The organism is Pseudomonas sp. LS_2 (assembly GCF_042709235.1).
GTDB lineage: Bacteria > Pseudomonadota > Gammaproteobacteria > Pseudomonadales > Pseudomonadaceae > Aquipseudomonas.
Window position 1 is genome coordinate 40,511 of record NZ_JAVAYC010000032.1, and the last position, 12,687, is coordinate 53,197.

Annotated in this window: 15 protein-coding genes; 7 read left to right on the plus strand and 8 right to left on the minus strand. The window is 64.0% G+C overall.

The features are described 5' to 3' along the window. Positions 1-92 precede the first annotated feature (92 nt). The 3 genes from yegQ to RAC97_RS21665 all read left to right on the plus strand — a co-directional run bounded on the left by yegQ (position 93) and on the right by RAC97_RS21665 (position 3,212). Positions 93-1,415, plus strand: a complete 1,323-nt coding sequence (yegQ, locus tag RAC97_RS21655; protein WP_375101750.1) for a tRNA 5-hydroxyuridine modification protein YegQ — start codon at positions 93-95, stop codon at positions 1,413-1,415. A gap of 220 nt (positions 1,416-1,635) precedes the next feature. Beyond that, positions 1,636-2,064 carry a DUF411 domain-containing protein gene (locus tag RAC97_RS21660; protein WP_375101751.1) on the plus strand — a complete coding sequence of 143 codons (429 nt, stop codon included), beginning with the start codon at positions 1,636-1,638 and terminating at the stop codon, positions 2,062-2,064. Between the two features lie 149 nt (positions 2,065-2,213). Next, a complete protein-coding gene (locus RAC97_RS21665) occupies positions 2,214-3,212 on the plus strand; it encodes an alpha/beta fold hydrolase (RefSeq protein WP_375101752.1) in 999 nt (332 codons plus the stop codon). A 75-nt stretch (positions 3,213-3,287) separates the two neighbouring features. Here the strand turns inward: RAC97_RS21665 and RAC97_RS21670 are convergent, their stop codons facing one another. The 6 genes from RAC97_RS21670 to RAC97_RS21695 all read right to left on the minus strand — a co-directional run bounded on the left by RAC97_RS21670 (position 3,288) and on the right by RAC97_RS21695 (position 8,747). Further along, positions 3,288-3,872 carry a DinB family protein gene (locus RAC97_RS21670; protein WP_375101753.1) on the minus strand — a complete coding sequence of 195 codons (585 nt, stop codon included), beginning with the start codon at positions 3,870-3,872 and terminating at the stop codon, positions 3,288-3,290. An 11-nt stretch (positions 3,873-3,883) separates the two neighbouring features. After that, positions 3,884-4,990 carry a cell division protein ZapE gene (gene zapE, locus RAC97_RS21675; protein WP_375101754.1) on the minus strand — a complete coding sequence of 369 codons (1,107 nt, stop codon included), beginning with the start codon at positions 4,988-4,990 and terminating at the stop codon, positions 3,884-3,886. A gap of 65 nt (positions 4,991-5,055) precedes the next feature. After that, positions 5,056-6,204, minus strand: coding sequence for a PQQ-dependent sugar dehydrogenase (locus RAC97_RS21680; protein ID WP_375101755.1), 1,149 nt, complete (start codon positions 6,202-6,204; stop codon positions 5,056-5,058). A gap of 21 nt (positions 6,205-6,225) precedes the next feature. After that, positions 6,226-6,540 carry a hypothetical protein gene (locus RAC97_RS21685; protein WP_377748377.1) on the minus strand — a complete coding sequence of 105 codons (315 nt, stop codon included), beginning with the start codon at positions 6,538-6,540 and terminating at the stop codon, positions 6,226-6,228. Between the two features lie 134 nt (positions 6,541-6,674). Next, positions 6,675-7,640, minus strand: a complete 966-nt coding sequence (gene speB, locus RAC97_RS21690; RefSeq protein ID WP_375102185.1) for an agmatinase — start codon at positions 7,638-7,640, stop codon at positions 6,675-6,677. A 27-nt stretch (positions 7,641-7,667) separates the two neighbouring features. After that, the gene (locus tag RAC97_RS21695) at positions 7,668-8,747 is read right to left on the minus strand and encodes an extracellular solute-binding protein (protein ID WP_375102186.1); all 1,080 of its coding nucleotides are present in this window, start codon (positions 8,745-8,747) and stop codon (positions 7,668-7,670) included. Between the two features lie 101 nt (positions 8,748-8,848). On the opposite strand from RAC97_RS21695, the gene RAC97_RS21700 reads away from it, so the two are divergent. Continuing rightward, a complete protein-coding gene (locus tag RAC97_RS21700) occupies positions 8,849-9,754 on the plus strand; it encodes a LysR family transcriptional regulator (protein ID WP_375102187.1) in 906 nt (301 codons plus the stop codon). Positions 9,755-9,810: 56 nt separating this feature from the next. Next, on the plus strand, positions 9,811-10,290 hold the full coding sequence (locus RAC97_RS21705; protein ID WP_375102188.1) for an LEA type 2 family protein: 480 nt from the start codon (positions 9,811-9,813) through the stop codon (positions 10,288-10,290). 11 nt (positions 10,291-10,301) lie between these two features. Here RAC97_RS21705 and RAC97_RS21710 read toward each other — a convergent pair whose 3' ends face one another. Further along, positions 10,302-10,565, minus strand: coding sequence for a hypothetical protein (locus tag RAC97_RS21710; protein ID WP_375102189.1), 264 nt, complete (start codon positions 10,563-10,565; stop codon positions 10,302-10,304). Positions 10,566-10,696: 131 nt separating this feature from the next. Between RAC97_RS21710 and RAC97_RS21715 the strand changes: the two genes are divergently transcribed. After that, complete coding sequence (locus tag RAC97_RS21715; RefSeq protein ID WP_375102190.1) at positions 10,697-11,017, plus strand: YqjD family protein; 321 nt, start codon at positions 10,697-10,699, stop codon at positions 11,015-11,017. A gap of 21 nt (positions 11,018-11,038) precedes the next feature. Here the strand turns inward: RAC97_RS21715 and RAC97_RS21720 are convergent, their stop codons facing one another. Beyond that, positions 11,039-11,656: a tRNA-(ms[2]io[6]A)-hydroxylase gene (locus tag RAC97_RS21720; protein WP_375102191.1), complete on the minus strand. Its 618-nt coding sequence runs from the start codon at positions 11,654-11,656 to the stop codon at positions 11,039-11,041. Between the two features lie 155 nt (positions 11,657-11,811). Between RAC97_RS21720 and RAC97_RS21725 the strand changes: the two genes are divergently transcribed. Next, positions 11,812-12,675, plus strand: coding sequence for a universal stress protein (locus tag RAC97_RS21725; protein ID WP_375102192.1), 864 nt, complete (start codon positions 11,812-11,814; stop codon positions 12,673-12,675). Positions 12,676-12,687 lie beyond the last annotated feature (12 nt).

Genomic DNA, 12,687 nt, shown 5'->3' on the forward strand with positions numbered 1-12,687 from the left:
GGCAAGCAAAAGTGCCGCACTCGCGTTGACCTGGCTCAACACCCTGAGTACGCGCCAGCCGTAGCATGCGCAGCTTTTGCCCTCGGTGCCCCATGACCTCCCCTGCCAAGCCCGAACTGCTGGCCCCCGCCGGCAGCCTCAAGACCCTGAGCTACGCCTTCGCCTACGGCGCCGACGCCGTCTATGCCGGCCAGCCGCGCTACAGCTTGCGAGTGCGCAACAACGAATTCGACCACGCCAACCTGGCTCTCGGCATCCAGCAGGCCCATGCCCTGGGCAAGCGCTTTTACGTGGTGGTCAACATCGCGCCGCACAATGCGAAGCTGAAGACCTTTCTCAAGGACCTGGCCCCGGTGATAGAGATGGGCCCGGATGCGCTGATCATGTCCGACCCGGGCCTGATCATGCTGGTCCGCCAGCACTTCCCGCAGATGCCAATCCACCTGTCGGTGCAGGCGAACACGGTCAACTGGGCCAGCGTCGCGTTCTGGCAGGGCCTGGGGCTGAGCCGGGTGATCCTGTCCCGCGAGTTGTCGCTGGAGGAAATCGAGGAGATCCGCCAGCAGGTGCCCGACATGGAGCTCGAGGTGTTTGTCCATGGAGCCCTGTGCATGGCCTATTCAGGCCGTTGCCTGCTGTCGGGCTACCTAAACCGGCGCGATGCCAACCAGGGCAGTTGCACCAATGCCTGCCGCTGGAAGTACCAGGCCACGCCTGCCGCCCAGGACGCCACGGGCGATATCGTGCGTGAGGTGGAGCCAACCCTGGGCCTTGGCGCCCCCACCGAGCAGGTGTTCCTGCTCCAGGAAGCCAGCCGCCCGGACGAACACCTGCCGGCATTCGAGGACGAGCACGGGACCTACATCATGAATGCCAAGGACCTGCGCGCGATCCAGCATGTCGAGCGGCTGAGCGCCATGGGCGTGCATTCGTTGAAGATCGAAGGGCGCACCAAGTCGCACTTCTATTGCGCCCGCGCCGTGCAGTCCTACCGCCAGGCCATCGACGATGCCGCCGCCGGGCGGCCTTTCGACCGCACCCTGATGGACAGCCTCGAGTCCCTTGCCCAACGCGGCTACACCGAGGGTTTCCTGCGCCGCCACGTGCACGACGAATACCAGAACTACCAGCGCGGCAACTCGTCGTCCGAGCGCCAGCAGTTCGTTGGCGAACTCACCGGAGCTCGGGTCGAGGGCCTGGCCGAGGTCAAGGTGAAGAACCGTTTCGCGATCGGCGACCACCTGGAGTTGATGACACCAAGAGGCAACTACCACTTCGACCTGAACCGCCTGTGCGATCGCCAGTTGCACGCTATCCAAGTGGCGCCGGGGGACGGCCACACGGTCTACCTGCCGATTCCTGAACAGGTGAGCCTGGCGTTCGGCTTGCTGATGCGCGACCTGACGCATTTGTAATGTTCACCTAAGGGAGCTGACAGCCGGGTAAGGGGAACATCGCAGGCGAACCGGCCTCGCGCCAGGGTCGGCATGCCCAGGTCTTTCCATGCTCGCTCGCCCCTCGCCGCCGCTTCCTCAAGGGCCTGGGCGGCGCCTGGCGGCCAGTTACGCTATGCTGCTGACCAATCGCTGGATACTCGAGCAGTCGGGCTGCGCCTGCGTTTACAGAGGAACTCACATGCTACGCAAACACTTGATCGCCCTTGGCCTCCTGGCCTTCACCGGCCTCGCCCAGGCGAGCGAGGTCATCGATGTCTACCGCGACCCCAACTGTGGCTGCTGCAAGCAGTGGATCAGTCATTTGCGCGACAACGGCTTCACCGTCAACGACCATGTCGAGCCGAACATGAGCGCGGTGAAGGAGCGCCTGGGCGTGGCCCCGCGCCTGGCGTCGTGCCACACCGGCGTGATCGACGGCAAGTTCGTCGAAGGCCACGTGCCCGCCGAGCAGGTGCGCCTGCTGGCCAAGCGCACGGACCTCAAGGGCCTCGCCGTACCAGGCATGCCCATCGGCTCACCCGGCATGGAAATGGGTGACCGCAAGGATGCCTATGAGGTCATCGGCCTCACCCACGAAGGCAAGGACGAAGTGGTCGCTCGCTACTGATGCTCAACCCCTGGGCGCCTCGGTGCCCCGGGGTCCCCACGATAGCGCCTCGCGAGCGCTCTCACACCGAGTAACACCTTTCACCTTCCGTACGGTCCACTGACTGCTACAGTCGCCAATTCCTACATGGACCTACACGGAGTACCCGAATGCTGCGTACCACCGCCCTGGCCCTGGCCTGCCTCGTCGGCGGCTCGGCCATTGCTGCCGAAGCGCCCACCTATGGCAAACAGCTCGAAGGCTTCGCTTACCCGCACCCGCTCAAGCACTTCGACTTCCAGTCCCAGGGCCAAGCCCTGCAAATGGGCTACATGGACGTGCCTGCCCAGGGCAAGGCCAACGGCCGCAGCGTGGTGCTGATGCACGGCAAGAACTTCTGCGCCGCGACCTGGGAAACCACCATCGCTGCCCTCAGCCAGGCCGGCTATCGGGTCATCGCCCCCGACCAGGTCGGCTTCTGCACCTCCAGCAAGCCTGCCTACTACCAGTACAGCTTCCAGCAGCTGGCGCACAACACCCATGCCCTGCTGCAGCACCTGGGCGTGAAGCAGGCCAACGTGCTGGGCCACTCCACCGGAGGCATGCTGGCCACCCGCTACGCGCTGATGTACCCGCAGCAGGTCGAGCGCCTGGCGATGGTCAACCCCATCGGCCTGGAAGACTGGAAAGCCATGGGCGTGCCCTACCGCAGCGTCGACCAGTGGTATCAGCGCGAGCTCAAGCTAGACGCCGAGGGCGTGCGCAACTACGAGCGCAATACATACTACGCTGGACGCTGGAAGCCTGAGTACGAGCGTTGGGTAGAGATGCTGGTGGGCTTGAACAAAGGCCCGGGGCATGAAGTAGTGGCGTGGAACTCGGCGCTGATCTACGACATGATCTTCACCCAGCCGGTAGTCTACGAGTTCAAGGACCTGAAGATGCCGACGCTGTTGCTGATCGGCGACCTCGATACCACCGCGATCGGCAGCGACATCGCCCCGCCTGAGGTCAAGGCGCGCATGGGCAAATACAAGGAACTGGGGCCGCAGGCGACCAAGAGGATTCCCAAGGGTGAACTGGTGACCTTCGAAGGCCTGGGGCACGCGCCGCAGATCGAGGAACCAGAACGCTTCCACAAGGCCTTGGTCGACTGGATGGCGCGCTAACGCCTCCGGCGCTGTCTTCCACATGGCGTTTAGATCAGCCCGCCCCCAGGCGCTGCGAAACGCTCAACGGCTGTGCTAACCGCGCCCCCAGACCTGCTCCTCAGTCCAGCCCAGCTCGGCGAAGTCATCCGCCCGCAGCTGGGCTTCCTCCTCACAGAAGAACTCATCCAGCTGCGGCGGGCGCACTCCCGTGTCACTGAGCATCGCGTGCACCTGACCACGGTGATGGACTTGGTGCTCGAACAGATGCGCCAGCAGGCGCAGGCGTTGCTCGCGCTGCACCCGCTCGGGCCGCACGATACTCACGTAGCGCGCCAGCTGGCTGTCGCGAAGTTGTCGGCAGTAGGCGATCAGCCGCTGGTCGGCCTGTGCCTGCTGGGCCTGCAAATCGGCGCAGGTGGTGAAAGGTTGCCCGGGCTGGAAGAAGCGCTCGGCGTCCGGGTCCGGCGCCTCGCCGCGCTGCTCGCACTCCAGGGCGTGCAAGTAGAACCAGTCCACCGTCAGCAGGTGGCTGAGGGTAGCCTTGATCGAAGGAAAGAAGCTGCAGCGGGGGGCGACGAACTCGTCCTGGGTCAGTTGCAGGCAGGCCTTGTACAGGCGGTGGTTGGCCCAGCCATTGTTGTAGGCCTGGGTCAGCAGATGATGCGACAGCGGCTCCATGGTCGGCTCCTTCAAGCGAAGCGTTGCAGTTGCATCTCCCGCAGTCGGCTCAGGGTCCGCCTGAACGGGAACGCCAGATACCCTTGAGTGTAGAGCGCCTGCAGCGCCACCTCGGCTTCCAGGTACAACGGCACCCGCCGGTCGTAGCACTCGTCGACCAGAGCGATGAAGCGCCGCGCACCGTCGTCCTTGGGCGACAGCATCGGCAACTCGCGGTCGCCCGCCTCGATGCGCGTGGCGCCGTCCTCCGTCCCCCGAGCAATGCGCCCGGCCTGCTGCGTACCGCCCATGGCTGGCACACCGCTCACCAGAACCGCCGGGAAGCAATCGCACAAGGCCATGAACTCGGCAGTGGCCAGCGGCTGCTCGCAAAGGTCAGCGAACCGGAACCAGATCGCCTGGACACTGCGCCGCACCACCTGAACCTGTCGCGAGCCGAGCTGCAATGGCTGTTCGGTCCCCGGGTCGTCCGGGCTCAACTGCTGGAAGACTGCAGCCAGCGCGCAGGGTTGCCCTGGCTCGGCCACCCAGTAGCGTTGCCGTTCGGCCCCTGGGTGCAGGCGATGATCCTGCTCGCCCGCCACCGATACCACCCGCATATGCCGCTCGATGGCGGCGATGGCCGGGAGAAAGCGGTCGCGGTTGAAGCCGTCATGGTATAGCTGGCCTGGGGGTTGGTTGGAGGTGGCGACGATCACGACCCCCTGGTCGAACAGCACCTGGAACAGCCGCCCGAGGATGATCGCGTCGCCAATATCGTTGACGAACAGCTCGTCGAAGCACAGTACGCGTATTTGCCCGGCCAACTCGCGGGCCAGGGCCTGGAGGGGGTCGGCGGTGCCATTGAGCTGAAACAGGCGCTGGTGGACCCAGGCCATGAAATGGTGGAAATGCTGGCGCCGGGAAGGTACACCAAGACAATGGTGGAACTGGTCCATCAACCACGTCTTGCCCCGACCGACCGGGCCCCAGAGGTACACCCCCTGGCCTGGCGGGCCGTCTCGCAAGGCCTCGAAGCAGGACTGCAATGCAGCGGTGGCCTGGGCTTGCGCGGGGTCGGGAGCAAAACCATGCTGCTCCAGGGCTTGGCGGTACAACGTCTGAGGATCGAGGGGCATTGGTGGAGGGTCTGGGCCAAAAGGCCATCGTACACCATGGCCCTCTGCCCGCAGCCAACTGATGCTCAGCCGTCGCTCAGGCCCACCTTCAGCAACGCCCCGTCCGTGGCATCGGTCAACAGGTACAGGTAGCCGTCCGGCCCTACCCGCACGTCACGAATGCGCGCGCCGAGGTCGCCCAGCAGGCGCTCTTCGTGGACGATCTTGTCGCCATCGAGTTGCAGGCGAATCAGCTCCTGACTGGACAGCGCGCCGATGAACAGGTTGTGGTCCCAGGCCTTGAACGTCGGGCTGTCGTAGAAGGCCATACCGCTGATGGCCGGGGACTTTTCCCACACATGGTGCGGGTCGACCATGCCATCGACGTGCTTGCCCTTGGCCTCGGGAATCGGCAGCAGCGAGTAGTTGATGCCATGGGTAGCGATCGGCCAGCCGTAGTTCTTGCCGGGCGCTGGAATGTTGATCTCATCCCCGCCACGCGGCCCATGCTCGTGGGTCCACAGCTTGCCGGTCCAGGGGTTCAGCGCCGCGCCTTGCTGGTTGCGATGGCCGAACGACCAGATTTCCGGGCGCACGTTGTCGCGCCCTACGAACGGGTTGTCCTTGGGCACTTCTCCGTCGGGCAGAATGCGCACGACCTTGCCCTGCAACTTGTCCAGGTCCTGCGAGGTGGGCCGCTGGTTGTTCTCGCCCAAGGCGATGAACAGGTAGCCGTCGCGGTCGAATACCAGCCTCGAGCCGAAATGGTTGCCATCGGACAGCTTCGGCATCTGGCGGAAAATCACGTTGAAGTTCTCAAGCCGCGCCAGGTCCTGGGACAACTGTCCGCGACCGACTGCGGTGCCGGCCTTGCCGTCGCTGCCTTCCTCGGCGAACGACAGATAGACCGTACGGTCCTTGGCAAACTCCGGCGACAGCACGACATCCAGCAAACCACCCTGCCCCTTGGCCCATACCTTGGGCACGCCCGACAGCGGCGGCCCGACCTTGCCGTCGGCAGTGACCACCCGCAGGTTGCCGGCACGTTCGGTCACCAGCATGTCCTTGCCTCCCGGCAGGAAGGCCAGTGCCCAGGGGTTGCGCAGGCCATCGGCGATGGTGCTGACGGTCAATTGACCTTCTTCGCTGGGCAGCTGCTGCTCTTGCGCGGCCTGCGCCAACAACGGGAACAGCGCGGCGGCGGCCAGGGTGGTCAACCAGGTACGTGAGGTCATTCGGGCTTCCTTCCAAAGGGCTCAAGGCGCGCGTTGCGAGTCGCGCGGTGGGCGGATGGGTTCCAGGTCAGGCGTCTGTTGTTGGCGGCGCAGGTTCTCACCATTGCCGATACCACGGTTTTCCAGGGTGGGCGGGCGTGGATTCGGCTGGGTGGACGGGCCACGCACCGCTGGCGTAGCCGGAACACTGCCCTGGCGGCTGTTGGGGTTGGCGCGCTGGATGGGGCTGTTGTAGGGGTTGTTGTTGCTTGCGGCGAGCAACAACTGGGATGGCGCCGCCTGCACAGACAGGCAAGGCAGCAGGCCGAGGGCCAAAATTGGCAGAATCGGTTTCATCGCTATCTCCGGTACGAAAAGTCGCGCCCAAGCGTTGGATAGCCTAAGGCGCGACAGGTTCGCGGAAAAAGCCCGAAAGCCGCTGGAGTTGATTCCTCATGTTACGGCAACCCTCGCACCGGGGGCCGGGTGCGTTAAGTCGTCTTGTCCACCTTGTGGCGCGCTGCGTACAGGCACAGCATCTCCATCGCCAGGGTCGCTCCTGCCAAGGCGGTGATGTCGGCATGGTCATAGGCCGGCGCAACCTCCACCAGGTCCATGCCCACCAGGTTGATGCCGCGCAAGCCACCGAGGATCTCCAACGCCTGCACGGTGCTCAGGCCACCGCACACCGGGGTGCCAGTGCCGGGCGCGTAGGCCGGGTCCAGGCAATCGATGTCGAAGGTCAGGTACACCGGACGCTCGCCCACGCGCTGGCGGATCGCCGTGATCACCGCCTCGCTACCCTGCCGGTGCACCTGGCGGGCATCGATGATGGCAAAGCCCTGGCTGTCGTCATTGGTGGTGCGCAGGCCGATCTGCACGGAGCTGGAGGGGTCCACCAGGCCCTCGCGAGCGGCATGCCAGAACATGGTGCCGTGGTCGATGCGCTTGCCCTCCTCGTCTGGCCAGGTGTCGCTGTGTGCGTCGAAGTGAATCAACGCAAGCGGCCCGTGACGCCGAGCATGGGCCTTGAGCAGCGGGTAGCTGATGAAATGGTCACCGCCCAGGGTGAGCATCGCGCAGCCGGCCTCGAGAATACGCGTGGCGTGGGCTTCGATGCTGCCGGGTACCGACTCGGGCGTGCCGCTGTCGAAGGCGCAATCGCCATGGTCGATCACCGCCAGATAGTCGAATGGGTCAAAGCTCCAGGGCCAATGACGCGCCCAGGCCTGCTGCACGGAGGCAGCGCGGATCGCCCGCGGGCCGAAGCGCGCACCGGGACGGTTGCTGGTGGCGGTATCGAACGGCACGCCGCTGACCACTACGTCCACACCGCGCAGGTCACGGCTGTAGCGGCGTCGCGAGAAACTGGTGATGCCGGCGTAGGTGCTTTCCGCAGCGGTGCCGTAGAGGCTGTCGCGGGTCATGGCCTGGTCGTTGTTCAGAGCTTGTTCCACGGTGCTGCTCCTGGTTCTGCAAAAGGGTCACTGACGGCTGCGGAAGGCGGTCCACAGGCGGTTGCGCTGACGCAGGTCGGACAGCGCCATGCTGCGGTCGGCGTACAGGCGCTCGCGCACCTCGCTCGGCGGGTAGATGTCCGGGTCGTTGCGCACACTGTCGTCCACCAGTGCCGTGGCGGCCTGGTTGGCGTTGGCGAAGAACAGCGTATTGGTAAGCTCGGCCACCGACTCGGGACGCAGCATGAAGGTGATGAAGGCCCGCGCCGCCTCAGGGTTCGGCGCACCTTTGGGAATGACCAGGTTGTCCTGCCAGACCAACGTGCCCTCACGCGGAATGCGGTAGATCAGCTCGAATGGTTTGCCGGCAGCGCGGGCTTGGTCGGCAGCCATGGCGGCATCGCCGTTGTAGGTCAGGGCCAGGCACACGCTGCCATTGGCCAGGTCGTTGATCTGCCGCCCGTTGGCGACGTAGCTGATCGAAGGCTGCAACCCTCGCAGCAACGCCTGGGCCGCGTCGAGGTCGGCCTTTTGCTGGCTGTAGGGGTCCTTGCCCAGGTAGTGCAGGGCAAGGCCGATGACCTCCTGGGGCGAATCGGGCATGGCGATGCCGCAATCCTTGAGGCGGCTGGCGTACTCGGGCTTGAACAACAAGTCGAGACTGTCCAACGGCACGTCGCCCAAGCGCTGGCGCACTGCCTCCACATTAACCCCAAGGCCCAGGGTGCCCCAGGTGTAGGGCACTGCGTAGCGGTTGCCCGGGTCGGTCTCGGCGAGCTTGGCCAGCAAGTCCTTGTCGAGGTTGGCATAGCCGGGCATCGCTTGCGGGTTCAGCGGCTGCAGGGCATCGGCCTTGAGTGCCCTGGCCAACACGGTTGAGGATGGCACCACCACGTCGTAGCCACTGCGGCCGGTCAGCAGCTTGGTCTCCAGCACCTCGGTGGTGTCGAAGGTGTCATAACGCACCTTGTAGCCGGTTTCCTTCTCGAACCGCGCCAGGGTTTGCGGGGCGATGTAGTCGGCCCAGCTGTACAGGTTGACGACCTTTTCCTCGGCTTGCAGGGGCAGGGCCAGGACCAGGCTGAGCAGGCACAACGATCGACGCATGACGGGGACCTCGGCGAATGGGGGATGCCGCAAGCATGCCAGGCGGGTTACATTGCAAAAATGGCAACTGTATAAAGCTGACATTCACCGGGAGCAATGTGATGCTTGGACAACTCCACGACCCGGACCTGCACCTGCTGCGGCTGTTCGTCACTGTAGTCGAGGCCGGCGGCTTCAGTGCCGCCCAGGGCGTGCTAGGGCTTAGCCAACCCAGCATCAGTCAGCAGATGGCCCGGCTGGAAACGCGCCTTGGCTATCGCTTGTGCAGCCGGGGCAAGCGCGGCTTTGCCCTCACCGAGAAAGGCGAATTGTTGCTCAAGGCGGCACGCGGGCTGTTGTTGCAGATCGAGCAGTTTCGCCAGCAGGCCAATGGGGTGGCCGGACGCCTGCTGGGAAGGGTGCGCATCGGCATGGCGGAGAACCAGGACAGCGGCGTGACGCTGAGCTTGTCCGAAGCCATCGCCCGCTTTCGCCAGCGTGACCAGGCGGTACAGCTGGAGCTCACCTGCGCGCCACCGGCAGAGCTGGAGCGTCTGCTGCTGGAGCAGCGCCTGGACCTGGCGATCAGCTATTTCTCCGGGAATCAGGCGGCGTTCGATTACCAGGTACTGTTCGAGGAACGCCAACGCTTGTTTTGCGGATTGCATCACCCACTGTTCAAAGTGTCGGACATCACTCGCGAACAGTTGCTGGAAGCCGACCAGGTACGCCACCCCTATCGGTTCCTAAAGCACGGGGAGCCGTTCCAGAGCCGCCGCAGCTCGGCACAGGCTGAACAGATCGACAGCGCCTTGACCTTCATCCTGTCGGGGCAGCATATCGGCTATCTGCCTTGCCACTGCGCCTCCACCTGGGAAGCGCAAGGACTGCTAAGAGCGCTGGACCCCACGCTGGATTTCATGGTGCCCTTCACCCTGGCGCAGCACCGAGGCCAGGTACCGGGCGAGGCACAGCAGGCATTCGTGGATGACCTGCTGGCGCATTTCCTCGCGCCTGGCCAGCACTGACAAGCGTGGATGCATTTGCCACACTCAAGGGCCGCTCGCTCACCAAGGCCCCCGATATGACTGCCCGCTACCTGCGCCTGTGCTCGATCCTGCTGTTGGCCACAGGCCTGAATGCCTGCGCCCTGTTGCAGCCACGCGACCCGCTGAACATCAGTGTGATCGGCATAGAGCCGCTGCCCGGACAGGAACTGGAGCTGCGCATGGCGGTGAAGATCCGCGTGCAGAACCCTAACGAAAGTGCCGTGGATTTCAACGGCATCGCCCTGAACCTGGAGGTGAACGACCAGCCGCTGGCCGCTGGCGTCAGCGACCAACGCGGACATATCGGCCGCTATGACGAGGAAGTGATCGTGGTGCCGGTGAGTATCACCGCCTTTGCCTTCCTGCGTCAGGCCTATGGCCTGAGTCGGCTGGAATCGCTGCAGGGGTTGCCCTACGTGCTGCGTGGCAAGTTGGCCGGCGGGCCGTTGGGGACAGTGCGCTTCACCGACAAGGGCACGCTCGACCTGCCCCAGGCAAGCGCTTCGGGCGGGTAATCGAGCGGGCCTTAGCGGTTGGCGCTGGCGGCGGCCATCATCTTGTTGACTTCGCTGCGGACCATGCTGGCGTATTCAGGTGGCGACATGGCGTCCAATTCGGCGCGCACCCACTCTGCCCACTTGCCCTTGCGCCGCGATTTCTCGGCGATCAACCGACCAGCCTCGCCCTTGGCCTTGCCCAGGTTGTTCTGCCAGAGCTCGAACAGGCGGGACTTCTCCCCTTCGATCTGCGCACGCTCGGCGAAGTCTCGGTTGGCCAAGTTGAAACTCATGGGGTCATTCCTGCCGCTGAAAAAAAGATTGCTATCTTACACTGTAGCGCCACGCCATCGGTACGCCGCTGCAACTTTCGCAGCACGTCGGCATCCACTGTACAAGTCAATCCACCTACGAGGACGTGTTCATGGCCAGGAAATCCGCCACGCTTGTCGACAGTGACCAAATCAAGGACCAAGTGTTCAGCGAGCTGCAAGCCTTGATCCAGGAATCAGAAAAACTGCTTGAGGACAGCGCTGCGTTGGTCGGCGAGGAAGCCGACACCTTGCGCGCGCAGCTTGGCCTGAAACTGCGCCAAGCGCGCCAGGCCACCGGCAAGCTCGGCGCCAAGGCGCAACCTGTGGTGCAGGCGACGGAGCAATATATCGGCGGGCACCCTTGGCAAACCATAGCACTGTCAGCAGGGCTGGGGCTGGTGGTTGGCCTGTTGCTGGGCCGCCGCCCGTAAACGGACGGCGTGGTCGATGGTTCAGGCCGCCTGGGCCATCGGTATGCCGCTGTGGAAACGCATTTCCATGTCGGGTGAGCAAATAAGTTCTGCCTCCACCTCACGCACCCTCTGCACCATCCGGGCGATATCCGCTGCGTCGCCATACTGGTGTGCCAGTTTCAGGTAACTCTGGAAGTGCCGCGCCTCACTGTTGAGCAAGCCGTGATAGAAGGCGCCGAGCTCTTCGTCCAGGTGCGGCACCAACGCAGCGAAACGCTCGCAACTGCGCGCCTCGATAAATGCCCCGACGACCAGGGTATCGACCAGCTTGACCGGCTCGTGGGCACGCACCACACGCCGCAGGCCCGAGGCATATCGCCCTGCGGAAACCGGTCGCAACGGCACGCCTCGACGCTTCATCAGGCGCAGCACTTGCTCGTGGTGAACCAACTCCTCACGGGCCAGGCGCGACATCATGTTGATCAGGTCGATATGGGTGTTGTACTTGGCAATCAGGCTGAGCGCGGTACTGGCAGCCTTGAACTCACAGTTTTTGTGATCGATCAGCAAGGTTTCCTGGTCGGCGAGTGCTGCTTCGATCCAGGCGTCAGGGGTGCGACAACCGAGGAAGGCGTCGACTTCGGGAATCAGGGACATAAACTCAAGGCTACACAGGGCAACGACAGGATCGCCGATTATACCGTCAGCGGTGCCGATCACCAGTGACTATGCTTGATGCACGTCAAGCGGCATCGCGCACGACGCCGACTATAGTCAGGCATTGGTCGTCATTTCCCAGGGAGTTCACGTTCATGCAAGCCGTCCGCAGTATCCTCGTCGTTCTCGACCCCGAGCACGCCCACAGCCGCGCCCTGACGCGAGCGAAACTGATCGCCGGGGTCACCGGCGCGCGCTTGCACCTGTTGATGTGCGACAAGAAACACGACCACAGCGCGTTGCTCTCTTTGCTGAGCAGCCAGCTGCATGACGACGGGTATGACAATGTCACCCACGAACAGACCTGGCACGACAGTTTGCATGAGTCGATCATCAAGGTGCAGCAGGCCGAAGGGTGCGAGTTGGTCATCAAGGAGCACCACCCCGACAGCCCTCTGCGCAAGGCCTTGCTTACCCCCAGCGACTGGAAGCTGCTACGCCAGTGCCCTTGTGCCGTGCTGATGGTCAAAAGCGAGCAGCCATGGACAGGCGGCGTGATTCTGGCGGCTGTGGATGTCGGCAACCAGGATGAACACCATCGTCGGCTGCATACCAGCATCATCGATCACGGTTACGCCATCGCCAGCCTGGCCAAGGGCGAGCTCCATGTGATCAGCGCACACCCCTCCCCCATGCTGTCTGCCAGCGACCCTACCTACCAGCTGAGCTCGACCATCGAGCAGCGGTATCGCGAGGCATGCAAAGCGTTCCAGGCAGAGTTCGATATTGCCGATGAGCGCCTGCATATCGCAGAAGGGCCAGCGGATGTGCTGATTCCCTACACCGAGAAGCAGTGCAACGCGGCAGTGACCATCGTTGGCACTGTGGCGCGCACAGGCATTTCCGGTGCGTTGATCGGCAACACCGCAGAGGTGGTTCTGGACTCACTGGAAGGCGACGTGCTGGTACTCAAGAGCGAGGAAGCAGCAGCGCACTTGGTCGAGCTGGCACGGAGATAAACGCTTACGCGC

What these genes read in the sequence shown, in the direction of transcription:
- yegQ (WP_375101750.1), top strand. Translation starts at nt 93, where the DNA reads ATGACCTCCCCTGCCAAGCCCGAACTGCTGGCCCCCGCCGGCAGCCTC.
- RAC97_RS21660 (WP_375101751.1), top strand. Translation starts at nt 1,636, where the DNA reads ATGCTACGCAAACACTTGATCGCCCTTGGCCTCCTGGCCTTCACCGGC.
- RAC97_RS21665 (WP_375101752.1), top strand. Translation starts at nt 2,214, where the DNA reads ATGCTGCGTACCACCGCCCTGGCCCTGGCCTGCCTCGTCGGCGGCTCG.
- RAC97_RS21670 (WP_375101753.1), bottom strand. Translation starts at nt 3,872, where the DNA reads ATGGAGCCGCTGTCGCATCATCTGCTGACCCAGGCCTACAACAATGGC.
- zapE (WP_375101754.1), bottom strand. Translation starts at nt 4,990, where the DNA reads ATGCCCCTCGATCCTCAGACGTTGTACCGCCAAGCCCTGGAGCAGCAT.
- RAC97_RS21680 (WP_375101755.1), bottom strand. Translation starts at nt 6,204, where the DNA reads ATGACCTCACGTACCTGGTTGACCACCCTGGCCGCCGCCGCGCTGTTC.
- RAC97_RS21685 (WP_377748377.1), bottom strand. Translation starts at nt 6,540, where the DNA reads ATGAAACCGATTCTGCCAATTTTGGCCCTCGGCCTGCTGCCTTGCCTG.
- RAC97_RS21695 (WP_375102186.1), bottom strand. Translation starts at nt 8,747, where the DNA reads ATGCGTCGATCGTTGTGCCTGCTCAGCCTGGTCCTGGCCCTGCCCCTG.
- RAC97_RS21700 (WP_375102187.1), top strand. Translation starts at nt 8,849, where the DNA reads ATGCTTGGACAACTCCACGACCCGGACCTGCACCTGCTGCGGCTGTTC.
- RAC97_RS21705 (WP_375102188.1), top strand. Translation starts at nt 9,811, where the DNA reads ATGACTGCCCGCTACCTGCGCCTGTGCTCGATCCTGCTGTTGGCCACA.
- RAC97_RS21710 (WP_375102189.1), bottom strand. Translation starts at nt 10,565, where the DNA reads ATGAGTTTCAACTTGGCCAACCGAGACTTCGCCGAGCGTGCGCAGATC.
- RAC97_RS21715 (WP_375102190.1), top strand. Translation starts at nt 10,697, where the DNA reads ATGGCCAGGAAATCCGCCACGCTTGTCGACAGTGACCAAATCAAGGAC.
- RAC97_RS21720 (WP_375102191.1), bottom strand. Translation starts at nt 11,656, where the DNA reads ATGTCCCTGATTCCCGAAGTCGACGCCTTCCTCGGTTGTCGCACCCCT.
- RAC97_RS21725 (WP_375102192.1), top strand. Translation starts at nt 11,812, where the DNA reads ATGCAAGCCGTCCGCAGTATCCTCGTCGTTCTCGACCCCGAGCACGCC.